Origin of the sequence: Amycolatopsis sp. FBCC-B4732 (assembly GCF_023008405.1) — a bacterium.
GTDB lineage: Bacteria > Actinomycetota > Actinomycetes > Mycobacteriales > Pseudonocardiaceae > Amycolatopsis > Amycolatopsis pretoriensis_A.
Window position 1 is genome coordinate 6,848,703 of the sequence record NZ_CP095376.1, and the last position, 26,460, is coordinate 6,875,162.

The 26,460-nt window shown below is 71.1% G+C and carries 26 protein-coding genes; 17 read left to right on the forward strand and 9 right to left on the reverse strand.

Annotated features, from left to right (window positions below; all coding sequences use genetic code 11):
• Positions 1-107 precede the first annotated feature (107 nt).
• Positions 108-671, reverse strand: a complete 564-nt coding sequence (locus MUY14_RS30070; RefSeq protein ID WP_315863299.1) for a TetR/AcrR family transcriptional regulator — start codon at positions 669-671, stop codon at positions 108-110.
• A 131-nt stretch (positions 672-802) separates the two neighbouring features.
• A complete protein-coding gene (locus MUY14_RS30075) occupies positions 803-1,507 on the reverse strand; it encodes an SDR family oxidoreductase (protein WP_247014242.1) in 705 nt (234 codons plus the stop codon).
• A 101-nt stretch (positions 1,508-1,608) separates the two neighbouring features.
• Between MUY14_RS30075 and MUY14_RS30080 the strand changes: the two genes are divergently transcribed.
• The 4 genes from MUY14_RS30080 (at position 1,609) to MUY14_RS30095 (ending at position 4,708) form a co-directional block, all read left to right on the forward strand.
• Complete coding sequence (locus tag MUY14_RS30080; protein ID WP_247014245.1) at positions 1,609-2,100, forward strand: helix-turn-helix domain-containing protein; 492 nt, start codon at positions 1,609-1,611, stop codon at positions 2,098-2,100.
• A gap of 175 nt (positions 2,101-2,275) precedes the next feature.
• The gene (locus MUY14_RS30085) at positions 2,276-2,830 is read left to right on the forward strand and encodes a snapalysin family zinc-dependent metalloprotease (protein WP_247014247.1); all 555 of its coding nucleotides are present in this window, start codon (positions 2,276-2,278) and stop codon (positions 2,828-2,830) included.
• Positions 2,831-2,949: 119 nt separating this feature from the next.
• Positions 2,950-4,113 carry an AAA family ATPase gene (locus MUY14_RS30090; protein WP_247014249.1) on the forward strand — a complete coding sequence of 388 codons (1,164 nt, stop codon included), beginning with the start codon at positions 2,950-2,952 and terminating at the stop codon, positions 4,111-4,113.
• A 223-nt stretch (positions 4,114-4,336) separates the two neighbouring features.
• Positions 4,337-4,708 (forward strand): hypothetical protein, encoded by a 372-nt coding sequence (locus tag MUY14_RS30095; protein WP_247014251.1) that lies wholly within the window; start codon positions 4,337-4,339, stop codon positions 4,706-4,708.
• On the opposite strand, the gene MUY14_RS30100 is transcribed toward MUY14_RS30095, so the two are convergent.
• Together MUY14_RS30100 and MUY14_RS30105 are read right to left on the reverse strand one after the other, a co-directional pair.
• Complete coding sequence (locus MUY14_RS30100) at positions 4,709-5,263, reverse strand: hypothetical protein (protein ID WP_247014253.1); 555 nt, start codon at positions 5,261-5,263, stop codon at positions 4,709-4,711.
• Positions 5,260-6,261, reverse strand: coding sequence for a LacI family DNA-binding transcriptional regulator (locus MUY14_RS30105; RefSeq protein WP_247014255.1), 1,002 nt, complete (start codon positions 6,259-6,261; stop codon positions 5,260-5,262). The genes MUY14_RS30100 and MUY14_RS30105 overlap by 4 nt, the downstream gene beginning before the upstream one ends.
• A 154-nt stretch (positions 6,262-6,415) precedes the next feature.
• Between MUY14_RS30105 and MUY14_RS30110 the strand changes: the two genes are divergently transcribed.
• The 8 genes from MUY14_RS30110 to MUY14_RS30145 all read left to right on the forward strand — a co-directional run bounded on the left by MUY14_RS30110 (position 6,416) and on the right by MUY14_RS30145 (position 17,199).
• Complete coding sequence (locus tag MUY14_RS30110; protein WP_247014257.1) at positions 6,416-7,492, forward strand: ABC transporter substrate-binding protein; 1,077 nt, start codon at positions 6,416-6,418, stop codon at positions 7,490-7,492.
• The gene (locus tag MUY14_RS30115) at positions 7,492-9,057 is read left to right on the forward strand and encodes a sugar ABC transporter ATP-binding protein (RefSeq protein WP_247014259.1); all 1,566 of its coding nucleotides are present in this window, start codon (positions 7,492-7,494) and stop codon (positions 9,055-9,057) included. The genes MUY14_RS30110 and MUY14_RS30115 overlap by 1 nt, the downstream gene beginning before the upstream one ends.
• Positions 9,050-10,012: an ABC transporter permease gene (locus tag MUY14_RS30120; RefSeq protein WP_247014261.1), complete on the forward strand. Its 963-nt coding sequence runs from the start codon at positions 9,050-9,052 to the stop codon at positions 10,010-10,012. Before MUY14_RS30115 ends, MUY14_RS30120 begins: the two co-directional genes overlap by 8 nt.
• Entirely contained in the window at positions 10,009-10,983 is a 975-nt protein-coding gene (locus tag MUY14_RS30125; protein WP_247014264.1) for an ABC transporter permease, read from the forward strand. The genes MUY14_RS30120 and MUY14_RS30125 overlap by 4 nt, the downstream gene beginning before the upstream one ends.
• Before the next feature lie 31 nt (positions 10,984-11,014).
• Positions 11,015-13,516, forward strand: a complete 2,502-nt coding sequence (locus MUY14_RS30130; RefSeq protein ID WP_247014266.1) for a LamG-like jellyroll fold domain-containing protein — start codon at positions 11,015-11,017, stop codon at positions 13,514-13,516.
• A 157-nt stretch (positions 13,517-13,673) separates the two neighbouring features.
• Positions 13,674-16,031, forward strand: coding sequence for a hypothetical protein (locus tag MUY14_RS30135; RefSeq protein ID WP_247014268.1), 2,358 nt, complete (start codon positions 13,674-13,676; stop codon positions 16,029-16,031).
• Positions 16,032-16,138: 107 nt separating this feature from the next.
• Complete coding sequence (locus MUY14_RS30140) at positions 16,139-16,534, forward strand: carboxymuconolactone decarboxylase family protein (RefSeq protein WP_247014270.1); 396 nt, start codon at positions 16,139-16,141, stop codon at positions 16,532-16,534.
• The gene (locus tag MUY14_RS30145; protein WP_247014272.1) at positions 16,531-17,199 is read left to right on the forward strand and encodes an epimerase; all 669 of its coding nucleotides are present in this window, start codon (positions 16,531-16,533) and stop codon (positions 17,197-17,199) included. The genes MUY14_RS30140 and MUY14_RS30145 overlap by 4 nt, the downstream gene beginning before the upstream one ends.
• Here the strand turns inward: MUY14_RS30145 and MUY14_RS30150 are convergent.
• From MUY14_RS30150 to MUY14_RS30160, 3 genes are read right to left on the reverse strand one after another with little or no spacing between them, the layout of a single operon-like run.
• Entirely contained in the window at positions 17,159-17,809 is a 651-nt protein-coding gene (locus MUY14_RS30150) for a TetR/AcrR family transcriptional regulator (protein WP_247014274.1), read from the reverse strand. The two genes, MUY14_RS30145 and MUY14_RS30150, sit on opposite strands and share 41 nt — an antisense overlap.
• Positions 17,810-17,826: 17 nt before the next feature.
• Positions 17,827-18,249 carry a PGPGW domain-containing protein gene (locus tag MUY14_RS30155; protein ID WP_247014276.1) on the reverse strand — a complete coding sequence of 141 codons (423 nt, stop codon included), beginning with the start codon at positions 18,247-18,249 and terminating at the stop codon, positions 17,827-17,829.
• Positions 18,213-19,643 (reverse strand): serine hydrolase, encoded by a 1,431-nt coding sequence (locus MUY14_RS30160; protein ID WP_247014279.1) that lies wholly within the window; start codon positions 19,641-19,643, stop codon positions 18,213-18,215. Before MUY14_RS30160 ends, MUY14_RS30155 begins: the two co-directional genes overlap by 37 nt.
• A 142-nt stretch (positions 19,644-19,785) precedes the next feature.
• Here MUY14_RS30160 and MUY14_RS30165 point away from each other — a divergent pair, with 142 nt between their 5' ends.
• From MUY14_RS30165 to MUY14_RS30175, 3 genes are read left to right on the forward strand one after another with little or no spacing between them, the layout of a single operon-like run.
• Complete coding sequence (locus tag MUY14_RS30165) at positions 19,786-20,121, forward strand: helix-turn-helix transcriptional regulator (RefSeq protein WP_247014281.1); 336 nt, start codon at positions 19,786-19,788, stop codon at positions 20,119-20,121.
• A complete protein-coding gene (locus MUY14_RS30170; protein ID WP_247014283.1) occupies positions 20,118-20,573 on the forward strand; it encodes an SRPBCC family protein in 456 nt (151 codons plus the stop codon). The genes MUY14_RS30165 and MUY14_RS30170 overlap by 4 nt, the downstream gene beginning before the upstream one ends.
• Positions 20,570-21,169, forward strand: a complete 600-nt coding sequence (locus MUY14_RS30175; protein ID WP_247014285.1) for a dihydrofolate reductase family protein — start codon at positions 20,570-20,572, stop codon at positions 21,167-21,169. Before MUY14_RS30170 ends, MUY14_RS30175 begins: the two co-directional genes overlap by 4 nt.
• On the opposite strand, the gene MUY14_RS30180 is transcribed toward MUY14_RS30175, so the two are convergent.
• Both MUY14_RS30180 and MUY14_RS30185 read right to left on the reverse strand, forming a co-directional pair.
• Entirely contained in the window at positions 21,157-21,753 is a 597-nt protein-coding gene (locus MUY14_RS30180) for an FMN reductase (protein ID WP_247014287.1), read from the reverse strand. The two genes, MUY14_RS30175 and MUY14_RS30180, sit on opposite strands and share 13 nt — an antisense overlap.
• Positions 21,750-22,838, reverse strand: coding sequence for an LLM class flavin-dependent oxidoreductase (locus MUY14_RS30185; RefSeq protein ID WP_247014289.1), 1,089 nt, complete (start codon positions 22,836-22,838; stop codon positions 21,750-21,752). Before MUY14_RS30185 ends, MUY14_RS30180 begins: the two co-directional genes overlap by 4 nt.
• A 107-nt stretch (positions 22,839-22,945) precedes the next feature.
• Here MUY14_RS30185 and MUY14_RS30190 point away from each other — a divergent pair, with 107 nt between their 5' ends.
• Both MUY14_RS30190 and MUY14_RS30195 read left to right on the forward strand, forming a co-directional pair.
• Positions 22,946-24,265, forward strand: coding sequence for a hypothetical protein (locus MUY14_RS30190; protein WP_247014291.1), 1,320 nt, complete (start codon positions 22,946-22,948; stop codon positions 24,263-24,265).
• Between the two features lie 135 nt (positions 24,266-24,400).
• Positions 24,401-26,452, forward strand: coding sequence for a type IIA DNA topoisomerase subunit B (locus tag MUY14_RS30195; protein WP_247014293.1), 2,052 nt, complete (start codon positions 24,401-24,403; stop codon positions 26,450-26,452).
• Positions 26,453-26,460: the final 8 nt, after the last annotated feature.

A 26,460-nucleotide genomic window follows, 5' to 3' on the forward strand; every position in this document is an offset into this window, starting at 1 on the left:
GAGCTGCCGGAAATTTACATAGCCATGCTAAGCATCTTCCGGCAGCCCCGCCACCCCGCTGCGCCATCCGGGGCGTTCGCCGTCGCCCGGACCCCGAAAGCCGGGGGTCAGGCGAACACCAGCGACACCAGCTCGTCGACGAACGGCTCCACCAGCTCGGCCCCCGTCCGGTTCAGCGCACTGTGGAACAACGCCACCCGCCCGTGCGCGCCGACGAACACCACCGCCGCCGCGCGACCGGGGGTGACGCGCAGTTCGTGCCCCGCCTCGACGCAGCGCACGAACCCCGCCGTCAGCCGGTCGATCACGTCCAGCAACGGGCCTTTCGGGCGGGATCCCGGTTCCAGCTCGGACGCGCCGTTCGCCAGCATCAGGCGGTAGTGCCCCGGATTCCGCATCGCGAAGGCGCAGTAGGCGTGAATCTGTGCGCGGATGCGGCCGATGACGTCGGTTTCGCCGAGCGACTCCTCGGCGACGCGCATCGATTCGGCCAGCCGCGCGTATTCGTGGTCGAGGAGCCCGCGCACCAATTCCGCACGATCGGAGAAATGCTGGTAGATGCTCGCCGGTGCGATGCCGACCGCCCGCGCCACACCGCGGATCGTCAGCCCGTCCTCGCCGCCGAGCTCGGCCAGCAACCGGCCCGCCGCTTCGAGGATTTCCCCGCGCAGCCGTTCGCCTTCGCCCCAGCGGTTCCTCGTTCGGCCGATTCCGGCCGCGACGCTCTCCGGCACCCGCACATTCATACGCCCGGGTGAACCGGGGCCGTATTCCGGGGTGCCGGAAACCGCATTCCGAATGGTCAGGAAACCAGCGCGGGGTAGAGGCCGGGGAGCTCACCGGACAGCCCGGCGCGCACGTTCCGGGTGACGTCGTCGGCGAGCACCTCGAACCGGCCCGCTTCGACGCCGTCGAGCGCGAGGCCGGCCACGACCGCCGGGTCGACCTTCGGGCCGTCGACGTGCTTGGCCATGTCGGTGTCCATGTAGCCGACGTGCAGCGCGGTCACCTGCGTCTTCTGCGGCGCCAGCTCCAGGCGCAGCGCGTTGGTCAGCGACCAGGCCGCCGACTTCGCCGCGGAGTAGGCCGCGACCTGCGGTGCGGTGAACCAGGAAAGCACCGACAGGACGTTGAGGACCGCGCCGCCGCCGTTGCGCTCGAGGATCGGCGCGAACTCGCGCGTCACGGCCAGCGTGCCGAAGTAGTGCGTGTCCATCTCCAGCCGGATGTCTTCCAGCTTCCCGCCGAGCAGCGTCGACCCGGTGGACGAGCCTGCGTTGTTCACCAGCAGCGTGACGTCGCCCGCGCTCGCGGCCGCTTCCCGGATCGACGCCGGGTCGGTCACGTCCAGGCGCAGCGGCACCACGCCCGGCAGATCGACCGACTCGGGGTTCCTCGCGGCGGCGTAGACCTTGGCCGCGCCCCGCGCCAGCAGCGCTTCGGCGAACTTGCGGCCGAGGCCGCGGTTCGCCCCGGTGACCAGCACGACCGCACCCTTGATGTCCATGACGAGCTCCTCTCGCACCTGGCTTGCTTTTTGCAAGCTAGCTGAAGCCGACCCTACGGCGTAAACTTGCTCGGAGCAAGCCAGGTAGGAGGGATCACAGCATGAGCCGCCGCACCACGTGGGAGGACAACGCCTGCCCGATCGCCCGCGCCGCCGACATCCTCGGCGAACCGTGGACGTTGCTGATCCTGCGCAACGCGACCGCAGGCACCACCCGGTTCGAGGACTTCCGGAGCCAGCTCGGCATCGCCGACAACGTCCTGACGACGCGGCTGGCCAAGCTCGTCGAACGCGGCCTGCTGACGAAGCTCCCCTACCGCGACGGCGGCCGCACCCGCCACGAGTACCGGCTCACCCAGGCCGGTTCGGACGCGTTGCCGGTGCTGCACGCCCTCGGCGCATGGGGTGACGCGCACACTTCGACGACGAGCGCGTACGGCCCGATGAAGCTGGTCCACGCCGGCTGCGGGCAGCTCACCCGGCCGGGAGCGACGTGCGACGCCTGCGGAAAACCGCTGGTCAGGGACGACCTGACGTGGCGCGGCTCATGGCTGAGCGAGGGCGAGATCCCGCTGGCGGATCCCGTCGGCTGAGCCGGTCGGCGCATCCTCGTATGCGCGTTCGCGCATGTCAAGACTCCGCCGTGGTTGGTAAATCACCGTTCGCCACGCAGTACGAAAGTCGGGTCACAAGAGCCGGGCGATTTTGTAAGTTCGACACCCAGCGCGCGCAAACCCGGCAAATTCCCCACGGCAAGGAGTCGTCCCGATGTCCAGGAAGTACCTGCTGCCCGGCGCCGCCGTCGCGCTGGCGATGATCGCGACCCCGCTGACGGCCGGCCCGGCCTTCGCTGCTCCGGAAGCGGCCACGGTCGTCTACTACGACACCTCGGACGCCCCCACCTTCCGCGATGTGATCAACGCGGGCGCGGCGAACTGGAACGCGGCGGTGTCGAACGTCAAGCTCGAGGAGAGCTCTTCGGGCGCCACGCTGCACTACACCGAAGGCAACGACCCGCAGGGCTCGTACGCCCAGACCGACGGCCACGGCAGCGGCACCATCTTCATCGACTACACCCAGGCCGAGCAGTACAACCAGACCCGCATCGCGGCCCACGAGACCGGCCACGCGCTGGGCCTCCCGGACCACTACGAGGGCCCGTGCTCGGAACTGATGTCGGGCGGCGGCCCCGGCCCGTCCTGCACGAACGCGAACCCCAACTCGGAGGAGTCCTCGCAGGTGGAATCCCTGTGGGCCAGCGGCTTCGCCGGCGCGCGCAAGGCGCCGACCCGCGTCTACGAGGTGACGATGCCGGTCAAGTGACCAGCAGCTGACGTCGTCGGGGGAGGCCGCACCGGGTACGCCCGGTGCGGCCTTCGTGCGTCGGCCCGCGATCGTCCGCCCGGCCGGAACTGTCGGGGGTGGCGGCTAGGTTCGGGGGCATGCTCACCACGCTGGCCGTCGCGAACTACCGCTCGTTGCGCGATCTCGTGCTGCCGTTGTCCGGGCTGACGGTGGTCACCGGCCCGAACGGCAGCGGCAAGTCGAGCCTCTACCGGGCGCTGCGCCTGCTGGCGGACGCCTCCCGCAACGGCGCGGTGGCGGCGCTGGCCCGCGAAGGCGGCCTGCCGTCGACGCTGTGGGCGGGCCCGGAGGCGGTCGGCCGCGCGGTGCGCGAAGGCCGCGCCCCGGTCCAGGGCACGGTCCGTTCGAAGGCGGTCGGCCTCCGCTTGGGCTTCGCGGGCGACGAATTCGGCTACGCCCTCGACCTCGGCCTGCCGGTCCCGGGCGAGACGGTGTTCAACCTGGACCCGGAGTTCAAGCGCGAAGCGGTCTGGTCCGGCCCCGTCCTACGGCCCGCTTCCCTGCTGGCGGACCGGGCGGGCCCCATGGTCCGCACGCGCGTCGCTTCGGGTGGCTGGGGTCCGGAGCAGTTCAAGATCCGGCTTTCGGACAGCATGCTGAGCGAGTTCGCGGACCCGCGCGCGTGCCCGGAGCTGCTGGTCGTGCGCGAGCGCATCCGGTCGTGGCGCTTCTACGACCACTTCCGCACGGACGCTTCGGCCCCGGCCCGCCAGTCCCGTGTGGGAACGCGCACGTTCGTGTTGTCCCCCGACGGCGCCGACCTGGCGGCGGCCCTGCAGACGATCATCGAGGTGGGCCGCGCCTCCGAGCTGGCTTCCCTGGTGGACGCGGCGTTCCCGGGGTCCCGGCTCTCGGTCGTGTCGACGGACGGTTCGCTGTCGGTCCGGTTCCACCAGCACGGGCTGCTGCGCCCGTTGTCGGCGGCGGAGCTGTCGGACGGGACGCTGCGGTACCTGCTGTGGGTGGCGGCCCTGCTGACCCCGCGCCCGCCGGAGCTGCTGGTGCTGAACGAGCCGGAGACGAGCCTGCACCCGGACTTGCTCCCGGCGCTGGCGGCGTTGATCGCTACGGCGGCGAAGGAGGCGCAGGTGGTGGTGGTTTCGCACGCGTCGGCGTTGATCCGGGCGCTGTCCGAGGTGGCGGAGGTCGGGATGGTGGAGCTGGAGAAGGAGTACGGGGAGACGAAGCTGCTGGGGCAGGGACGGTTGGACCGGCCGTCGTGGCACTGGCCGGCCCGCTGAAGAGGTGCCGCCGATGTCATGAACGAGTCGTTCATGTCGTCCGGCGCGATGAACGAGTCGTTCATGACATCGCAGCGCGCGGCCGGGGTTGCTTGCGGCCCCGGCAGCTCGGCTCGCCACCCGCCCCGACCGCCGGTGAAGGCGGGCCCAACGGCCCTACTCCCCCGGCGAGCCGAGCCCGATCGTGGACGGGCACGTTCCCCGCGCCCGAAAGCTGCCGATCATGCGGTTTCCCGCTCTCGCCACCGGACTCCTGGCCGCCGCTGTCCTGGTCGGTGCCTGTTCCGCGACGCCCGCCGCGCAGACTCCGCGACCCGTGCCGACCACGGTCACCGCGGTGCCCGTGACCGTGACCGTGACCGTCACCGAGACCGCGACCACCACGGCCACCGCGACGGTCACCACGACCACCACCGCGCCGGCGCGCAAGGCGCCGACCACGCGTCCCAAGGCCGAGGACTGCCGGACCGGCAGCTGCCTCAACGCCGCGCGCGGGCTCACCCAGGAGCAAGTCCTGCGTGAACGGGACGCCTGGCTCGCCACCCACCCCGGCTGGTGCGCGGCCGGCGTGACCGGGGCCGTCGCGCCCTGCTGATCACTCCAGCAGCCAGGCCAGCGAGCCGTCGGCGGCCATCGCCGAGACCGCTTCCGCCACCGAGCCCGGGTCGGACGACGGCAGCACCAGCAAGTTCTCCGCGTAAAACCGCGTGGGCCGCGGCTGGTTGCCGAACCAGTGGGTGGTCTCGAGGTCCGCCCACCCCAGCGTGACCGCCAGCTCCTCCGGTGAGAACACCCGCAACGGAAACCGCCGGTCGCCGCGGGACAGAACGCCGTCCGAGTACGACCACGCACCCGCCGGCCCCGGCCCCGCCGAAAGCAGCCAGTCGAACCGGCCCTCGGCCCCCAGCCGGCCGATCTCCTCCTCCGCCGCCGAGCGGGTCACCTCCGGGACCACCACCACGTTCGCGTCGTAGTAGTAGTGCCGCGGCTCGTCCTCGACGACCTGGACGATCCGCGTCGAGTCGAACAGCATCATCGGGAAACGCCGGTCGCCGTGCGCCAGCTGGGCGTGCAGCACCACGCCGCGGTCGGCTGCCAGCAGCCAATCACGCCAGTCGAAGTCCTCCGGGGTGAGCAGCTCCCACGTCACCGGCCGCGGGTGCTTTCCCGGATCTCCAGCGCGAACGGCGTCTGGATGTCCTGCGCCGGCACTGCCTTGTCGCCCGTGATGCGGCGGTGGACCAGGTCGATCGCCGCCTCCGCCAGCGCCGCCTTGTCCGGGGCGATCGTCGTCAACGACGGCAGGGAGAACGCGCTCTCTTCGTTGTTGTCGAAGCCCACGATGGCCACGTCCTCCGGGACCCGCAGCCCCAGCTCCGCGACCGCGCGCATCGCGCCGATCGCCAGCAGGTCGTTGAAGCAGAACACCGCGTCGGGCGGGGACGGCAACGCCAGCAGCGCCTTCATCGCCGCCGAACCCACCGAGCGGTGCCACTTCTCCGCCGGAGCCACCAGAGCGTCCGAATAGGACAGTCCCGCGTCCGAAAGCGCCGCCTCGTAGCCCGCCAGGCGCTGCGAAGACGTGCCACGGGCGGGGTTCCGGCCGATGGCCGCGATCCGCGTGCGCCCCAGCGAGGCCAGGTGGGACACCGCCGTGCGGGCGGCCAGGACGTTGTCGATCGCCACGTGGTCGATCGAGACGTCCACCGCGTGCTCGCCCAGCATCACCAGCGGGATCTCGCCCGGGGACGGGAAGTCCGCCGCCTCCAGGGCTTCCGGGTGCACCAGCGCGCCGTCTACGAGGTGCGGGCCCAGCGACGACAGCGTCTCGCGCTCCCGGGACCGGGTGCCCTGCGTCTGTTCGATGAGGACGCTCCACCCGCGCTTCTGGGCCGCCGTGATGACCAGGCCGGCCAGTTCGCCGAAGTACGGGATCGACAGCTCCGGCACCATCAGCGCCAGGAACCCCGTGCGGCCGCGACGCAGGTTGCGCGCCCCGACGTTGGGCCGGTAGCCGGTCGCCGCCAGGGCTTCCTCGACCCGCCTGCGGTTCTCCGGCTTCACGAACGCGTAACCGTTCACCACGTTCGACACCGTCTTCACCGACACTCCGGCGAGCGTGGCGACGTCTTTGAGCGTCACGGTCACGGGCGGCTCCTTCTCAGGTGGTGAGCACGCAGCATAGCGAGGATTTGCCGGTTTACAACGTTGTTCCAACGATGTAAAAAGTACCTCAAGGCTCCCGCGGTGACTCCGATCACCCCGGTGAGCGGGCCCCACCGTCGCTGCCCGAGGAGTCACCGTGCCGCTGTCCACCCGTCCCCTCCTGATCGCCGCCACCGCGGCCGCCGCCGCACTCGCGCTCACCTCCTGCACCAGCCGGGAAGAGACCCCCGCCGCCCCGTCCAACGGCGGTGGCCCCGCCGCCAGCGCCCAGTCCGTCGCACCGAGCGCCGACGGCTGCACGCTGGAGAAGACCGGTTACCCCAAGGTCGACCTCAAGACGGCGGTGGTCGGTTTCTCACAGTCCGAAAAGGAAGCCAACCCCTTCCGGATCGCCGAGACGCAGTCCATCAAGGACGAAGCCGCCAAGCTCGGCATCGCGAGCGACAAGCTGCTGGTCACCAACGCCCAGAGCGACCTGAACAAGCAGATCAGCGACATCAAGTCGATGCTCGACCGGGGCGCCCAGCTGCTCGTCGTCGCGCCGCTGAACTCCGACGGCCTCCAGCCCGCGCTCGACGCCGCCAAGGCCAAGAAGGTCCCGGTCGTCACCATCGACCGCAAGGTGACCTCGCAGCCCTGCACCGACTACCTGACCTTCATCGGCTCCAACTTCGTCGAGCAGGGCAAGCGCGCGGCGCAGGAGATGGCGCGGGTCACCGGCGGCACCGGCAAGGTCGCGATCCTGCTCGGCGCGTCCGGCAACAACGTCACCACCGACCGCACCTCCGGCTTCAAGGACGAGCTGGCCAAGACGGCCGGGCTGGCCGTGGTCGCCGAGCAGACCGGCGAGTTCGACCGCTCCAAGGGCCAGGCCGTGATGGAGCAGCTCATCCAGAGCCACCCGGACATCACCGCCGTCTACGCCGAGAACGACGAGATGGGCGTCGGCGCGGTCAACGCGCTCAAGACCGCCGGCAAGACCCCGGGCAAGGACGTCAAGGTCGTCTCGATCGACGGCACCCGCAACGCCGTGCAGCTCATCGCCGACGGCAGCTACAACGCCGTGATCGAGTCCAACCCGCGCTTCGGCCCGCTGGCCTTCCAGACGCTGCAGAAGTTCGAGGGCGGCGAGGCCATCCCGGCGAGCATCGTCATCACCGACGACCAGTACGACGAGACCAACGCGGCCCAGAAGGTCGGGAACGCGTACTGATGACGGCAGCCACCGAAGAGGACGTCGCCATGACGACCGCACCGGTGCTCGAGGTGGCCGGGGTGACCAAGCGGTTCCCCGGCACTCTCGCGCTCGACGACGTCAGCTTCGCGCTGCGGCCGGGCGAGGTGCACGCGCTGGTCGGCGAGAACGGCGCCGGCAAGTCCACGCTGATCAAGGTGCTCACCGGCGTCTACCAGCCCGACGAGGGCGAGGTGCGCCACCTCGGCGAGCCGGTGTCGTTCAAACGCCCGATCGACGCGCAGCGCGCCGGGATCTCCACGATCTACCAGGAGGTCAATCTCGTCCCGCTGATGAGCATCGCGGGCAACGTCTTCCTCGGCCGCGAGCCGCGCACGAAGGCCGGCCTCGTCGACTGGTCGAAGATGTACGCCGACGCCCGCGAGCTGCTCAAGGGCTACGGCATCGACGACGACGTCAAGCGCCCGCTGCACACCCTGGGCGTCGGCGCGCAGCAGATGGTCGCGCTCGCCCGCGCGGTCTCGACCGACGCGAAGGTCGTCATCATGGACGAACCGACGTCGTCGCTCGAGCCGCGCGAGGTCGAGACGCTCTTCGAGGTGCTGAACCGCTTGCACGCCGAAGGCATCGCGATCGTCTACGTCAGCCACCGCATGGACGAGCTGTACCGGGTCTGCGAAAGCGTCACCGTGCTGCGCGACGGCCGAGTCGTCCACAGTGGACCGCTCAAGAACCTGCCGCGCATCGAGCTGGTGTCCAAGATGCTCGGCCGGGAGATCAAGCAGATCCGCGAAGAGGGCGTCACGGCGTTCGGCGAGGAACACGACGTCGACCGCGAGCCGCTGCTCAAGGCGGAGCACCTGGCCGGCATGCGGAAGCTGCACGACGTCTCGGTGAGCATCCGGCCCGGCGAGGTCGTCGGCCTCGCCGGCCTGCTCGGCTCCGGCCGCAGCGAGACCGCACGCGCGATCGTCGGCGCGTTCCCGCTCGACGGCGGATCCGTGCTGCTGGCCGGGAAACCGCTCAAGAAGGGCAAGATCAAGGCCGCCATGCGCGCCGGGATCGCGTTGCTGGCCGAAGACCGCAAGACCGACGGGATCATCCCGAACCTGTCCGTGCGCGAGAACATCGTGCTGGCCGCGCTGCCGACGCTCTCGCCGTTCGGCATGGTCAGCAAGTCCAAACAGGACAAAGTCGTCAAGATCTTCATGGAGCGCCTGCGGATCAAGGCCGCCAGTCCCGAGCAGAAGGTGTCCGAGCTCTCGGGCGGCAACCAGCAGAAGGTGCTGCTCGCCCGCTGGCTCGCCACCGGCCCGAAGATCCTGCTGCTCGACGAACCGACGCGCGGCATCGACGTCGGCGCCAAGGCCGAGGTCCAGGCGCTGATCGACGAACTCGCGCAGGAAGGGCTCGGCGTGCTGCTCATCTCGTCCGAACTGGAAGAGCTGATCGACGGCTCCGACCGCGTGGTCGTGCTGCGCGACGGCTCGGTCGTCGGCGAGCTCACCGGCGACGGCATCACCGAGGAGAACGTCCTGACCGCGATCGCGGCCGAAGCACCCGGGGGTGACAACGATGTCTGAGGCCACCCTGACGAGAACCCCCGACCGCGCGAAGGTCACCGCGTGGCTGCAGAACTACGGCGTCTACCTGGCCGTCGTCGTGCTGCTGCTGTTCAACGTGGTCTTCACCGAGAACTTCCTGTCCGCGGCCAACTTCCGCACCCAGCTGGTGCAGGCGGCGCCGGTCTGCATCGTCGCGCTCGGCATGGCGCTGGTGATCGGCACCGAGGGCATCGACCTGTCGGTCGGCTCGGTGATGGCGATCGCCGCCGCGCTCATCCCGCTCTACCTCGGCGCGGGCCCGCTGACGGCGATCATCGTCGCGATCATCGCCGGGATCGTGTCCGGCCTGTTCAGCGGCTACCTCGTTGCGTACCTCGGCATCCAGCCGATCATCGCGACGCTGGCGCTGCTGGTCGGCGGGCGCGGGCTCGCGCTGGTGATCGCCCACGGCCAGCTGATCCAGGTGCGCAACCAGGACTTCCTGGAGCTGGGCACCGGCGACCTGCTCGGCGTGCCGGTCATGGTCATCGTCGCGGGCGTGCTCGCGGTGCTGGCCGGGCTGGTCGTGCAGCGCACGACGTTCGGGCGGCACCTGGTCGCGGTCGGCGGCAACCGCGCCGCGAGCACCCTGGCCGGGCTGCCGGTGAAGCGCGTGCTCATCAGCGTCTACGTCATCTCCGGGGCGCTGGCGGCGATCGCCGGCGTGCTGGCCACGTCCCGGCTGGGCGCGAGCGACCCGAGCGACGTCGGCCTGCTCATGGAGCTGTCCGCGATCACCGCGGTCGTCGTCGGCGGCACGCCGCTGACCGGCGGCCGGGTCCGCGTGCTCGGCACCGTGTTCGGCGCGCTGCTCATGCAGCTCGTCCAGGCCACCCTGATCAAGCACAACCTGCCGGACTCGACCGCGCAGATGGTCCAGGCGGCCATCATCGTCGTCGCGGTCTACGTCGCGCGCGAGCGGAGCAGCCGATGACCGCCACCCAGACCCAGGCCCGCAACGCGGCCTTCGCCGGTGTCCTGCAACGGCAGGGCGCGGCCGTCGTGCTCGTGCTCGGCGTGGCCGCCGCGTGGTTCGCCTTCCCGCACTTCGGCACGGCGGACAACCTGCGCAGCCTCGTGCTGCAGGGCTCGTTCCTCGCGGTGATCGCGCTCGGCATGACGTTCGTGATCATCTCCGGCGGCATCGACCTGTCGGTCGGCTCGAACTACGCGCTCGGCGGCGTCCTCGCCGCGTACGGCGCGCAGTACGGGCTGGTCGTCGCGATCCTGCTACCGCTGGCGGTGTGTTCGCTGATCGGGCTGATCAACGGCCTGCTCATCGCCCGCACCGGGATGGCGCCGTTCATCGTGACGCTGGCGTCCCTGCTGTTCGCCAGGGGACTCCTGCTCGCGCTGACCTCCGAAGGCGCGACGACGTACAAAGTGGACCCCGGCTCGGCGTTCCTCTGGCTGGGCCAGGGCACGATCTTCGGCGTCGGCGTCCCGGTGTACATCACGCTCATCCTGTTCGCGCTCGGCGGCCTGCTGCTGCGCCGCACCCGGTTCGGCCAGTCGGTGTTCGCCATCGGCGGCGCCGAGCAGTCCGCGCTGCTGATGGGCCTTCCGGTGGCCCGCACCAAGATCAGCCTCTACACCCTCAGCGGCGCGCTCGCCGGGTTCGCCGGCGTCCTCACCGCCGCATACCTGCAGTCCGGCGTCACGGTGATCGGCGTCGGCACCGAACTGGACGCGATTTCGGTCGTCGTCATCGGCGGCACGCTGCTCACCGGCGGTGCCGGGACGATCATCGGCACGCTCGTCGGCGTGCTGCTGCGCACGCTGATCCAGAACGTCATCAACCAGATCGGCACCCTCGACTCCAACTACCAGACGGTGGTGAGCGGGGCCTTCCTGCTCGTCGTCGTGGTGATCCAGCGCCTGCTGGCGCGTTCCCGAACCCGCTGAGCCCCTTCCCCCTCATCAGGAGGTCTCAACGATGTTCAGCCTTGCCCGAAAAACCCGGAGATGGCTGACCGCGGCCGCCGCGTTCGCGGTCGCCGTGGCCGGCCTCGGCACGGTGCCGGCGGCCAGTGCCGCGGACGCGCCGCAGTGGCAACGGCTCACCCCGCCGCTGTCGACGCCCTGGACGCAGGACGTCTCCCCCGCCAACGCCCTGCCCGACTACCCCCGGCCGCAGCTGACCCGCGACAAGTGGCAGAACCTCAACGGTGTCTGGGAGTTCGCCAAGGCGACCCCGGGTGAGGCCGCGCCGGTCGGCAAGACGCTCGGCGAGCGCATCCTCGTGCCGTACCCGGTCGAGTCCGCGCTGTCCGGGATCATGCGCCACGAAACGAACATGTGGTACCGCCGCACGTTCGAGGTCCCCAAGAACTGGCAGGTCGGCAAGGGCGGGCAGCGGCTGCTGCTGCACTTCCAGGCCGTCGACTACGACGCCACCGTGATCGTCAACGGCAAGACGGCCGGCCGCCACACCGGCGGCTACGACGCCTGGTCCGTGGACGTCACCGACGCGCTCACCACGGGCAGGTCGCAGGAGGTCGTCGTCGGCGTCGCCGACCCGAACGACCAGGGCGGGCAGCCGATCGGCAAGCAGCGCCAGCCCGGCGACGGCATCTTCTACACGCCGTCCTCCGGCATCTGGCAGACCGTCTGGCTGGAGCCGGTGGCCTCCGCGCGCATCGACCGCCTCGACGTCACGCCCGATGTGGCGAGTGGCTCGGTCACGGTGAACGCCGTGGTCGGCGGCCCGGTCAAGCAGCGCGTCGAAGCCGTCGCCTACGACCACGGCCGCCCGGTCGGGCGCGTGTCCGGCGACGCGAACAAGCCGTTGAAGCTCAAGGTGGACCGGCCGCACCTGTGGTCGCCGGACGACCCGTTCCTCTACGACCTGCGCGTCAAGCTCTCCGGCGGGGACGAGGTCGGTTCGTACTTCGGCATCCGGTCGATCAGCGTCGGCAAGACCGCCGACGGCAAGCAGCGGATGCTGCTCAACGGCAAGTTCGTCATGCAGGTCGGCCCGCTCGACCAGGGCTTCTGGCCGGACGGCATCTACACCGCGCCGACCGACGCCGCGCTGAAGTTCGACCTGCAGCAGGAGAAGGCGCTCGGCTTCAACATGGTGCGCAAGCACATCAAGGTGGAGCCGGACCGCTGGTACTACTACGCCGACAAGCTGGGCCTGATGGTCTGGCAGGACATGCCGGCGATGAAGGACGACGTCGAGCCGTCGGCGGCGTCGCGCGTCAACTACGAGTCCGAGATGAAGCGGATGATCGACCAGCACCGCAGCTTCCCGTCGATCGTCACGTGGGTGCCGTTCAACGAAGGCTGGGGCGACTACGAAGTCGGCCGGATCGCCGACGAGGTCAAGTCCTGGGACCCGTCGCGGCTGGTGAACGCGGAATCCGGCGTCAACTGCTGCCGGTCCGAACCGGACAGCGGTCGCGGTGACATCTACGACGACCACACCTACACCGGGCCCGGAACACCGGTGCAGACCGGCACCCGGGCGGCGGTCGACGGCGAGTACGGCGGGCTCGGCCTCAAGGTCGCCGGGCACGAGTTCGACCCGGCGGGCAGCTTCGCCTACGAGATGGAGCCCGACAGCGCGACGCTGACCCGGCGCTACGGCGAACTCCAGCAGCGCCTGCTGCTGGTCGCCCAGCGCTGCGGCGTTTCGGCCGGCGTCTACACGCAGACCACCGACGTCGAGAAGGAGGTCAACGGCTTCTTCACCTACGACCGGCAGGTGAAGAAGATGGACTTCGCGGCGGTCCGCGCGGCGAACTTGGCCGTGATCAAGGGCGCGACGGGTGCTCCGGTGACGTCCGGTCCTCCGGTGCCCGCGGGCACGCCGGGGATCGACGGCATCGCGGCGTACGGGTTCGACGAGAACACCGGCACGACGGCCGCGGACTCGGTCGGCGACCACGACGCCACGCTCGTCGGCGGCGCGTCCTGGACGGCGGGCAAGAGCGGCTCGGCGCTCGCGGTGAACGGGTCGGGCCAGTACGCCGACACGGGCGCCGCGCTGGTGAACACCGAAGGCAGCTACAGCGCGGCGGCGTGGGTGAAGTTCAACGCGGTCGGCGACGGCTTCCAGACCGTGGTGAGCCAGGACGGCGACAGCACCAGCGCGTTCTTCCTGCAGTACTCGGGCCAGGACCACCGCCTGGCGATGAGCTTCGTCGGCACGCGGGCCCTGGCGCCCACGGCCCCGGAAGCGAACCGCTGGTACCACGTGGTCGGCGTCCGCGACGCGGCCGCGGGCACGCTGAAGCTGTACGTGGACGGGCAGCTGGTGGCCACGAAGAGCGTCTGCCTCGGCGACGCTTCGACGGGCCACACGGTGATCGGCCGCGGCAAGTACGGCGGCGGCCCGGTCGACTTCCGCAACGGCGCGGTCGACCAGGTGCACGTCTACGACCGGGCGCTGTCCGACGCGGACGTGAGCGCGTTGTACGGCAGCGGCAAGTAGGCAGCTCCCTCGGATCCGGGGAGGCCGGTCGGCCGGCCTCCCCGGATTTTCCGTTCCCTGCCCAACCATCCAGCCCCTTTGCGCGTGTGGTTGCCGAAGCCGCCGTACCCGGCGGCTCAGGGGAGGAAAGCAGGGGGTGAGCCTTTTGGGCTCCAGGATGACGAGAACCGCGAGAGCGGGGATCACGGCGGCGCTGCTGGTCGCGGGCACCACCGTGGTCACCGCGGCGCCGGCGTCGGCGACGATCCTCACGTCGATCAGCTCGACGTCGTGGTCGTACACCGACTCGGCCCAGCCGAAGAAGAGCTTCGTGAACCCGGCCGGCAACGCGCCGGTCGGCGCGAAAGTCACAGCCGACGGCAAGAAGCACGTGTCGAAGTCCTACTTCACGTTCGACCTCACCGGACTGCGCGGCGCGAAGGTGCTTTCCGCGCAGCTGTGGGGCCGCGAAGCCACGGTCGCCGACTGCTCGGCGCCCCGGGCGACCGAGCTGTGGGTGACGGCGCCGTCGGCGAAGCCGCCGACGTGGGAGAACCAGCCCGCGGAGCTGAGCAAGCTCCCCGGCCCGGGCTCCCTCGACGTCTGCCCGTCGGACTACCTCGACTGGGCCGCCGCGCCGACGCTGCAGCAGGCGATCGACGCCGGCCGCACCTCGCTGACGCTGGTGTTGCGCCTGCCCGACGGGCAGCAGCACAACCCGCGGTTCGGCCGGACCCAGCAGCCGTCGCTGACCATCAGCCTCGAGAAGAACCAGGCACCCGCCGCGGCCACCAACCTGACCACGCGCGGCAAGGCCTGCGCGGAAAGCCCCACCGTCGGCCTCGGCGACACGCGGCTTTCCGCGGTCGTCACCGACCCGGACAGCTACCAGGTCGGCGCGGAGTTCGCCTGGTGGCCCGCCGGCCACCCGGACCAGCGGCAGACCACCGAACTCGGCAAGTACTGGACGCCGGGCTACCCGCTGTGGACCGAGCTCGGCCAGGACCGCCTCGCCGACGGCGTCACCTACGACTGGCAGGTCCGCGGGACCGACGAGCTGACCGCCGGGCCGTGGAGCGGCACCTGCCGCTTCACCACCGACTTCACCCCGCCCACGACGGCGCCGCTGGTGACGTCGACGGACTTCCCGGGCGACACCGCGCCGGCCGGCGGGGTCGGCGTACCCGGCGCCTTCACCTTCGACGCCCGGGGCGACCAGGACGTCGTTCGCTTCGCCGTCGGCGAGTCCGTCCCGCCGCAGTACGTGACCGCGGACAAGCCGGGCGGCACGGCGACCTACACGTTCACCCCGCGGACCGACGGCCCGCAACGGCTGCTCGTGCGCGGGGTCGATGCCGGCGGCAACAGCACGCCCAGCACGACCTACCGGTTCTGGGTGGGCAGCAACGGCCCGTCGATGGCCTGCGCCCCGGCCCAGGCGTTCCTCGGCGAGACGCGGCAGTGCACGTTCAGCCCGCACGGCACCGACGGCGCCACCGAGTACCTGTACCGGATCGACGGCGGGCCGGAGGCCACCCTGCCCGCGGGACCGGACGGCACCGCCTCGTTCACCATCACGCCGACCGACGCCGCCAAGGGCTACCGCGTCGAGGTCCGGGCGCGGATGACCAACGGGAACCTCTCCGCCGACCGGACCACGCAGATCGCGGTCGACCGCGGCCTGCCGGTGATCGACGCGCCGCCGAGCCTGATGGCCGGGCAGCCCGCGGTGTTCACCCTGCACGCCACGCTGCCGGGTTCGGCGACCTTCACCTACGACTGGGACTACGGCACCCCGGTCACGATCCCGGTCGGCCCGGACGGCACGGCCCAGGTCACCATCACCCCGGCCGAGCAGGGCCAGCACTGGCTGCACGCGCACACGACGACCGCGGCCGGGCTGGTGTCGGCGCAGGACGAGGTCAACGTCACCGCCGTCACGAACGGGCCGAAGGTGACGAGCGCGGAGTACCCGGAGTACGCGGTCGGCGGCTACGTCACGACGCCGGGCACCTTCACGTTCTCGTCGCCGTTGCCGGGCGCGGTGAGCTTCACCTACCGCCTCCAGGGCGCGGAGCCGGCCACGATCCCGGCGGGCCCGGACGGGACGGCGAGCGCCGTCCTGACCCCGCTCACCGCGAGCTCGCAGTACCTGGAAACGACCACGACGTTCGCCGACGGCACGGTTTCGGCGGGCAGCTACTACTGGTTCTCCCCGCGGTCGGCCGCCCCGCCGCTCACCTGTGACGGCAGCGGGTCCCTGCGGCCCGGCCAGGTGGTCCACTGCACGCTGACGCCGGTCCAGCCGGGTCTGGCGTCCTACGGCTACAGCGTGGACTCCGGTCCGGCGGTCACCGTCGGTCCGGGCGCCGACGGCACCGCGGCGTTCGAGTTCACGGTCCCGGCGGACCGGACGCAGTACGTGCTGCGGCTGGAGGCCTGGAGCGCCAACGCGGCCGGGCTGCGCACCGACACCTCGTACACCGCGTACTGGGTGGACGAAACCGCGGCCGCCCGCGGCACCAAGGCGGTCTGAACCCGGACGTGACGGCCACCCGCCGTGGTGGCCGTCACGTTTGACCTGGAGCGCGCTCCAGCCCCTAGCGTCGTGCACGCAACGACCTGCTGGGGAAGGAACCCGCCATGACCGACGAGCGCTTCGAACTCGGCCTGAAGACCCTGTCCGCCATCGACGGCGAGAGCGGGCAGCGCGTGCTCGACAACCTCGCCGACGTCTCCCCCGCGCTGGCGGAAGCCGTGGTGTCGTGGGGTTTCGGGGAGATCTACGCGCGGCCGGGACTCGCGCCGCGCGACCGCCAGCTGGTGACGCTCGGCATGCTCACCGCGCTGGGTGGCTGCGAGCCGCAGCTGGAGGTGCACGTCAACGCGTCGCTCAACGTCGGGCTCACGCCGGCGGAGATCGTCGAAGCGCTCCTGCACTCCGCGGTCTACTGTGGATTCCCGAAGGCGCTGAACGCGACCTTCACGGCCAAGAAGGTCTTCGCCGAGAGGGGGCTGCTGCCGGTGACGAGCGCATGAGGGTGGTCCTGTTCGGCGCGACCGGCATGGTCGGCCAGGGCGTGCTGCGGGAATGCCTGCGCGACGAACGGGTCGAGGCGGTGCTGGTGGTCGGCCGGTCCCCGGTCGGCACCAGCCACCCGAAGCTGCGCGAAGTCGTCGAGAAGGATCTGTTCGCGCTGGAGCCGATCATCGGGTACGACACCTGCTTCTTCTGCCTCGGGGTGTCGTCGGTGGGCGTGGCGCCGGAGGAGTACGAGCGGATCACCTACCAGCTCACCCTTTCGGTGGCCCGGAAGCTCCCGGACGGCACCACTTTCGGGTACGTCTCGGGCGCGAGCACCGACAGCACCGAACGCGGCCGCGTGCGCTGGGCCCGCGTCAAAGGGGCGACGGAGAACGCGCTGGCGCGGCTGCCGCTGCCGCTGCGGACGTTCGCCTTCCGCCCCGGCTACATCCAGCCGCTGCACGGCATCACGTCGAAGACCCCGCTGTACCGGGTGCTCTACCGCGTCGCGATGCCGCTGTACCCGGTGCTGAAGCGGCTGTTCCCGCGCGCGGTGACGACCACGGAGGACATCGGGCTCGCGATGCTGGCGGTGGCTTCGTCGGGATACGAGAAGCCGATCTTGGAGAACGCCGACATCACCGCCCTCGCGCGACGAGACCGGCCAGCAGGTTCGTGAGGCTCTCCGCCACCACCGCTTCGAACCCCGGCGCGCCCCCGGCCTCGGCCGTCGCCAGCGCCACCGCCTCCGTCGGGTTCGCGTAAGGCCACGCCCCGGACACGACGACCACGACCGCGCGGGCGAACACCCGGGCCGCTTCCGCCGACAGTTCGGGGACCTCGGCGCGCACCAGGGACGCCAGCCGGTCGAGGTTCGCGGCCGCGCGCTGCTTGAAGCCGCGGGCGAAGTCCACGGAGATGTTGCGTTCCAGCACCGGGGCCATCGCGCTGATCAGCTCGCACAGCAGCGGCCGCTCGGCCAGCGTCGCGGCGATCGTCCCGGCGATCCGCTCCGCGCGCGCGAAGGGCGGGCCCGGCAGCTCCCCGAACGCGAGCTCGTCGAGCCACGCCGTCCACAAGCCGTCGAGCACCTCGAGGAAGATCGCTTCGCGGCTGTCGAAGTAGCGGAGCACATTGGACTTCGCGAGCCCGACGCGGCAGGCCAGCTCCCGCAGGCTGGTCTCGGCGACCGGCCGCTGCGCGAGCAGTTCCCGGGCGGCGGCGAGGATCGCGGTGCGGCGCGCCGCGACCTGCTCGGGACGGCGGGCGCGCTGGAATCCGGCGCTCATGGCGCCGACGGTACCGCTCAGTCGCGGTGGGCGGCCGGTTCCGCGCGGCGCGACTTGACCCGGCGGTAGCTCCAGATCAGCAGCGCGAACAGGATCACCGACGACAGGATCAGGCTCGACCCGGTGCTCCAGCCGCCGAACGGCAGCGACTTCACCAGGCCCCAGACGATCCCCGCGGCCAGCAGCGCCAGCCCGGCCAGCACCGAGCCGGCGATCCGCAGCGGCGAGGACACGCTGTCCTCGGCCGCCTTCATCGCGCGGTCGCGGACCGGGTCGACGTACTTCTCGAGCGCCGGGAACTCCGAAGCGAGCAGCAGCAGCCCGGCGAGCACGAGCAGCAGCCCGGGCCCGGGCAGGACGAGGAGCAGCACCCCGACCACCAGCAGGACCACGCCCGCCGTCGCTATCGAGATGCGCTTGGCCTGTTTCCCGATGCCCACGCCACCACTCCCGTCGTTTCGCCCGATTCTTCCCGTCGCGGGCGCCGCCTGCCACTCACGAGCGCGGATACCCGCGCGAGGGCGACCGCAAAGCCCGCCGCGGCCACCAGTCCGAGCGCGGCCACCAGACCCGGCCAGACGTAGAGCACCTGGGCGTAGGTCCCCTGCCGTCCCGCGAAGACCACGCCCAGCAACCGGGGCAGGAACGCGAGCACCACGAGCGGCACCAGCGGCGGTGCCACGCGCCACCACCGGGGCTTGCGCCGGGCCCGCCGGACACCGAGCACGGCCAGTCCCACCGCGAGCAGCGCCAGGGCCCCGAGCACCCGGTCGGCGGTCACCCCGGCGGGCAACGACACCGCGGGCGCGCCACCGGTCAGCAGGTCCGCGAGGCCCTGGGCCAGCAGCTCGGCCTCGTTGTCCAGGGCCATGCCCATGTTCGTCACGACGGCGATGCCGTAGCCGCCGGGCAGCAGAACCTGCGCCGCGGTGTGGGAGAACCAGTCGCCGGTGTGCGAGACCCGGCCGTCCCGGACCGTCCAGCCCAGCGCGTAGCCGCGGCCGGGAGCCGGGGTGTGCGCGAGCGCGTTCGACGCCGGTGAGAGCGCGCCACCGCCGTCGCGCTGGGCGAGCAGCCACTTCGCCAGGTCCTCGGCGGTGCTCAGGACGCCGTGGCTGCCGCCGGTGAACCAGTCCGGTTCGGCTGCCGGGACCTCGATCCCGAAGGCGCGGACATACCCCTCGGTGCCGGCCGGCGGCGTGTCGACGGTGGTACTCGCCGTCATCCCCAGCGGCCCGAACACCCGCGTGCGCAGGTACTCCGCGAACGGCTGCCCGGCCACCACCTCGACGATCCGGGCGGCCACCTCGTAGTTCGGGTTGTGGTAGTGGAATTCGGCTCCCGGCTCGCTCGCCAGCGGCGCCGCACGCAGCCGCGTCACCGCTTCGGCGAGGGTGCGCGGCTGCGCGAGCTTGAGGTCGGGGAACGCGGAGTCGGCCATCCCCGACGTCTGGTCCAGCAGCATCCGGACGGTGATCCGGGCACCCCGCGGGTCGGCGAGGCGGAAGTCCGGGAGGTACCGCGTGACCGGCTCGTCGAGCCCGATCCGGCCGGCGTCGACCAGCTGGAGCGCCGCGAACGCCGTCATGGACTTGCTCACCGACGCGATTGGCAGCCGGGTCGCCGCGGTCACCGGCGCGCCCGCGGCGTCGTGGCCGTAGCCCGCGACGCGCACGACATCGCCGCCGCGGGTGACGGCGACCGCGGCCCCGGGCAGGCCGGTGTGGTCGAGGTAGGCGCGGACGTAGCCGTCGACGTCCGGGGCCGGCGTCGCGGCGGCCGGGGTCGCGGTGGCCGGCAGCAGGACCGCCAGCAGAAGGAAAAGCCTGGTCATGCGGGTAAAACTAGGGATCCCGCCGGCCGGCCACCGCTGCCGGACGACGTCGGCGACCCCCTACTTTCGGCACCTCCTTGACGGCCTCCGCCTACCCTGCCATAGTCAACAAATCGGTTGATAAACAGATTGGTTGATAAAGATGGCGCTTGACGAGGCGGGACTGGACCGGGCGTTCACCGCGCTCGGCGACCCGGTGCGCCGGGCGCTCGTCGCCCGGCTCTCCCGCGGCGAAGCGACGGTCAACGAGCTGGCCGAGCCCTTCGAGATCACCAAGCAGGCGATCTCGCGGCACATCCAGGTGCTGGAACAGGCCGGCTTGATCACGCGAAGCCGTGACGGCCAGCGCCGGCCGTGCCACCTCGTCCCGGCCGCCCTCGAAACCCTCACCGGCTGGATCGACACCTACCGGCTGGCCACCGAACGCACCTACCGGCGGCTCGACGCCGTCCTGGAGACCCTGGAGGAAGCAGAATGAGCACCACCATCACCGCGCAGCCCGGCACCCCGTTCATCGAGCTCACCCGCGAGTTCGCGGCTTCGCCGGACAAGGTCCTGCGCGCCCACACCGACCCGGAGCTCGTCGTCCGCTGGCTGGGCCCGCGGGGCATGGAGATGGAGCTCCTCGAGTTCGACGCCCGCTCGGGCGGCGGCTACCACTACGTCCACCGCGACGACCGCGGCGAGTACCGCTTCCGCGGCGTCTTCCACACGGTGAGCGCCGACCGGATCATCCAGACCTTCGAGTTCGAGGGCGCGCCCGGCGAGGTCTGCCTGGAGTCGCTGTCCCTGATCGACCTCGGCGGCCGCACGCGGCTCGAGAGCCGTTCGGTGTTCCCGTCGGTCGAGGCCCGCGACGCGGCCGTGGAAAGCGGCATGAGCACCGGGATCACGCAGTCGTACGAGCGCCTCGACGAGGTGCTGGCGTGACGACGGTCGCGAGCTTCTGCATGTCACTCGACGGGTTCGTGGCGCGGCCCGACGACAGCGTCGGGCCGCTCTTCGACTGGTACACCGCCGGTGACGTCGAGCTGCCGATGGTCGGCTACCCGATCACGTTCCGCGTCGCGACGTCGAGCGCGGGCTACCTGCGAGAACTGCTGGATTCGGCGCGCCACAGCGCTTTCGTCTGCGGCCGCCGGGTGTTCGACCACACCCACGGCTGGGGCGGGAACCCGCCCGGCGGCGGGAAGGCGTTCGTCGTCACGCACCGGCCGCCGCCGCCGGACTGGTCCGCGGAGAACCTGGCGCCGTTCACGTTCGTCGGCGACGTCGCCACGGCGATCGAGCGGGCGAAGGCGGCCGGGAACGGCGACGTCGGTGTCTCCGGACCGGACATCGCCCGGCAGTGCCTGCGCCTGGGCCTGCTGGACGAGGTGCGGATCGACCTCGTCCCGGTGTTCCTCGGCGAGGGTGTGCGCTACTTCGACGACCTCGGCGGCACCGGCGCCGAACTCGAACGCGTCGAGGTCGTCGCCGGCGACGGCGTCACCCACCTGCGGTACCGGGTGCACTACCCGTCCTGAGTGGACACTTCCGCCAGCAGCCGGTCGAAGGGCACGAAATCCGGCTCGGCGACGGCCGCGGGACGCCCCGCGGCCAGCGAAGCCAGCTCCGCGCCGGCCTTCTCGACCCGCCGTTGCAGCGCGCCTTCGCCGCCGCCCCAGTCGGACGAAGCCGCGTACACGCCCGTCGCGACCGGGTCCGCCTTCAGGTACCCGAACAGCGGGCGCAGCTGGTAGTCGAGCACCAGCGAGTGCCGCTCGGTGCCGCCGGTCGCGCCGAGCAGCACCGGCTTGCCCACCAGCGAATCCGCGTCGAGCACGTCGAAGAAGGACTTGAACAGGCCGCTGTAGCCGGCCGTGAACACCGGCGTCACCGCGATCAGCGCGTCCGCGCCGGTCACCGCGTCGATCGCGGTGCGCAGCTCCGGGCTCGGGAAGCCGGTGAGCAGGTTCTTCGTGACGTCGAGGGCGATGTCGCGCAGCTCCACGACGGTCACGGAGACCGGTTCGCCGGCCGCGGCGACGGTCGCCGCGGCCAGCCGGTCGGCCAGCAACCGGGTCGACGAGGGCACCGAAAGCCCCGCCGTCACCACCGTGAGCTTCATGCCTCGCTCCCGACCAGCGTCGCGGCCTTCAGTGACTCGTGGGTCGGCGCGTCCGGGACGTGGGCCGGGCGCAGCGCGTCGAGTTCCTTGCGCAGCACCGGGACGACGTGCTCGCCGAGCAGGTCGAGCTGCTCCAGGACGGTCTTCAGCGGCAGGCCGGCGTGGTCCATCAGGAACAGCTGGCGCTGGTAGTCGCCGAAGTGCTCGCGGAAGGTCAGCGTCTTGTCGATGACCTCCTGCGGGCTGCCGACGGTCAGCGGCGTCTGGTCGGTGAACTCCTCCAGCGACGGGCCGTGCCCGTACACCGGCGCGTTGTCGAAGTACGGCCGGAACTCGTTCCACGCGTCCTGCGACTTCGGCCGGATGAACGCCTGGCCGCCGAGGCCGACGATGGCCTGGTCGGCCTGGCCGTGGCCGTAGTGCTCGAAGCGCTGCCGGTAGAAGGCGATCAGCTGCTGGAAGTGCTCCTTGGGCCAGAAGATGTGGTTGGCGAAGAAGCCGTCGCCGTAGTACGCGGCCTGCTCGGCGATCTCCGGGCTGCGGATCGAACCGTGCCAGACGAACGGCGGGACGTCGTCGAGCGGGCGCGGCGTCGAGGTGAAGCCCTGCAGCGGCGTGCGGAACTTGCCCTGCCAGTCCACGACGTCCTCGCGCCAGAGCTTGTGCAGCAGCGCGTAGTTCTCGATGGCCAGCGGGATCCCCTGGCGGATGTCCTGGCCGAACCACGGGTAGACCGGGCCGGTGTTGCCGCGGCCCATCATGAGGTCGACGCGGCCGTCGGCGAGGTGCTGAAGCATCGCGAAGTCCTCGGCGATCTTCACCGGGTCGTTCGTGGTGATCAGCGTCGTCGACGTGGAGAGGACGATCTTGGACGTCTGCGCCGCGATGTGGCCCAGCATCGTCGTGGGCGAGGACGGCACGAACGGCGGGTTGTGGTGCTCGCCGGTCGCGAAGACGTCGAGCCCGACCTCCTCCGCCTTGAGCGCGATCCGGACCATCGCCTTGATCCGCTCGTGTTCCGTCGGCGTGCTGCCGTTCGTGGGATCGGTCGTGACGTCGCCCACCGTGAAGATTCCGAACTGCATGACCTGCTCCCTTCGCGAGCACCATCTTACATGCGCGTTCAACTACTTCCAAGCAAGACATATTCCGCCCGTCAATGCCGTAGAGGGCACCAAGTAAGGTCAACGACATGGACGCGGAGCTCGGTCGGCTGGGTCTGGCAGAACGTTCGGTACGCCTTCTCACGGGCCGCGACATCTGGGGTTCGATCACCCCACTGCTCGCGCCCCGGCGGAACCTGGTGGCGGCCTTCGGCCACGTCGGGCCCGGCGCGGCGGCGTTGCTGCCGCTGGAACCCGGCGACACCCTGATCACGGACGCCAGCCTGGACACGGTGCTGTCCGGTGCGACGAGCCCGCACGCGCTGCTGCACTGGGTCAAGGCGGGCGTGATCGTGCACTCGCTGCGCGGGCTGAACGCCAAGCTGGTGATCGCGGAGGACGACCCCTCGTTCGTGGTGGTCGGCTCGGCCGACGTCACCGCGGCCGGGCCCCGGCAGCTGTTCGAGGCGGTCACGCTCTCGCACGAGAAGCACACCGTCGAGGAAGCCCAAGAGGCCTGGCTCGACTGGTGCGACCTCGCGGGACCGGCCCTGACGGCGGGGGACCTGGAGCCGCTGCTGGAGCAGTACGGCGCCGGCAAGCTCGTCACCGCGCCCCGCACCGCCCCGAGCCGTCCGGCGCCGGCCGCCCGCCCCGTCGTGACGAGCCGCCCGGCGACCCCCGTCCGGCCCGCCGCCCCGGCCCCGCCGCCGTCCCCGGTCCGGCCCGCCCCGCCGGCACCGTCGCCGGTCCGCCCCGCCGCGCCCGCTCCGGTCGCCGAGGTCGCGCCGCCCTCCCCGGCTCCGGCCGAGCCGGCCGCGGAACCGGTTGCGGCACCGGCCGTCGAGCCCGGCGAGACCGCCGACACGCCGGACACCGCGGAGACTCCGGAGACCCCCGCCGACGTCGACCGGCCGAACTGGCCGCGTCCGGCCGAGCTCTACCTGGTCAGCCTCGTCGAAGGCGGCGAGCCGTCCGCCGAAGCCGAGTACCGGCTCGAAGAACTCGCCCGCGACTACACCCACCCCGGCGAGAACGGCGAATCCCCCTTCCGCGTCGAACTGTTCTGGGCCGACGACGGCCAGGGCCAGGACCCGCCGCGCACCCTCCGCGCCGGCGTGCACGTGATCCGCGTCTACAGCCAGAAACAGGGCCGTGCGCTGGTCGGGTCGCGGATCGAGGCCCCCGGCCTGGTCCTGCACGCCTACGCCGACGAGTTCGCCTACCCCCGGCGCACGTACTGCTACATCCTGACCCGCGAGTCGTCGGCGCGACCGGCGTTCGGCGACCTGCGCAAGGCCCTCGTCGCGATCGGCGAGAAGCCGAATTTCCGCAACAGCTTCCAGGTCCCGCGGAAGATCGAAGCCCTGCTGGGCCTGTGGCCCGACCTGGGCTACGACCCCCGCTAGCGGGCCGCCCCCGCCACTCCGGGACCGGGAGCGCGCGGAAGTTGTCGGGGTGGGCGGATATCCTGCACTACGGTGCAGGCGAGTCCGCACCACCACCAGCACTTTTCGCGAGCCACGATCCGGGAGAACGACCCTGTGACTGCCGAGACCTTGTACGGGGCCGACGACCTGACGCATCTCGAGGGTCTCGAAGCCGTCCGCAAACGACCCGGGATGTACATCGGCTCCACCGACAGCCGGGGCATCAACCACCTCTTCTCCGAGGTGGTGGACAACTCGACCGACGAAGGCGTGGCCGGGTACGCGACGAAGATCGTCGTCACGCTGCACGCCGACGGCAGCGTCCAGGTCGACGACGACGGCCGCGGCATCCCGACCGGCACCCACGCGAAGTCCGGTTTGTCCGGCGTCGAGCTGGTGCTGACCCGGCTGCACGCCGGCGGCAAGTTCGGCGGCTCCGGCTACAAGACCTCCGGCGGCCTGCACGGCGTCGGCGCTTCGGCGGTCAACGCGCTGTCCCACCGCTTCGACGTCACGGTGAAGCAGGACGGCAAGGTCCACCAGATGTCGTTCAAGCACGGCATCCCCGGCACCTTCGACGCACCCGGCCCGAAGGCGAAGTTCACCCGCCGGTCCGGGCTGAACCTCGTCGGCAAGATGAAGCGCGGCGAGCGCGGCGGCACGTCGATCCGCTACTGGTACGACGCGCGCTACTTCGAGTCCGGCGCGGCGCTGGACGTCGAGGGCGTGCGGACCAAGCTGCGCAACACCGCGTTCCTCGTCCCGGGCGTCACGTACGTGCTGCGCACCGCGATCGAAGACACGATCAACGAAGAGACGTTCCACTTCCCGCACGGCCTGGTCGACATGGTCGACTTCCTGACGCCGTCGGGTGAGAAGCCGGTCTGCGGCACCCTGCTGATCACCGGCGAAGGCACGTACAAGGAGAACGCGGCCGACGCCGCGGGCGTCATGCAGTCCAATGTGGAGCGCCACGCCGAGGTCGAGGTGGCGCTGCGCTGGGGCACCGGCTACGAGCGCACGGTCGAGTGCTTCACCAACACGATCCGCAACGTCCACGGCGGCACCCACCGCCGCGGGTTCGACCGCGCGGTCGCGAAGGCGTTGCAGGAGGCCATCTCCAAGACCCGCGGGCTGCTCAAGCCCAAGGAGGACATGCCGACGATCGAGGACGTCCTCGAGGGCATGACGGCCGTGGTGCACGTCCGGCTGCCGGAGCCGCAGTTCACCTCGCAGACCAAGGACGAGCTGTCCACCGCCGGCATCACCCGGGTGCTGCAGGGCATCGTCGACAAGCACGTCAAGGCGTGGACCGAGGACCGCAAGACCAAGTCCGAGGCCAAGGTCGTGCTGCAGAAGGTCGTCGACGCCTCCCGCGTCCGGCTGACCCAGAAGCAGCAGAAGGACGCGGCCCGGCGCAAGACCGCCCTCGAAGGCGCGGCCATGCCGCCCAAGCTGGTCGACTGCCGCACCACCGGCGTCGCCCGCAGCGAGCTGTTCCTGGTCGAGGGCGACAGCGCGCTGGGGTCGGCGCGGATGGCGCGCGTGTCGGAGTACCAGGCGCTGCTGCCGCTGCGGGGCAAGATCCTGAACGTGCAGAAGGCGTCGCTGGGCGACACGCTGAAGAACGCCGAGATCGCGTCGATCGTGCAGGTGCTCGGCGCGGGCACCGGCCGCACGTTCGACCTCACGACCATGCGCTACGGCCGCGTGATCCTGATGGCGGACGCGGACGTCGACGGCTCGCACATCCGCACCCTGCTGATCACGCTGTTCGCGAAGTACATGCGCCCGGTGATCGAGGACGGCCGGCTGTACGCGGCGATGCCGCCGCTGCACAAGCTCGTCACGAAGGGCCGCAACCCGGAGACGCACTTCACCTTCACCCAGCAGGAGATGGAGTCCAAGTACGCGGAGCTGGAGCGGGCGGGCAAGAGCATCGTCACGCCGGTGCCGCGGTTCAAGGGCCTCGGCGAGATGGACGCCGACGAGCTGTGGGACACCACGATGAACCCGGCCAGCCGCTCGGTCCGCCGGATCACCATGGACGACGCCGAGGCCGCCGAGGGCGCGCTGGAGCTGCTGATGGGCGAGAAGGTCGAGCCCCGGCGGAACTGGCTGGTCGCCTCCTCGGACCGGATCGACCGCGACGCCATCGACGCTTAAGTTTTCTC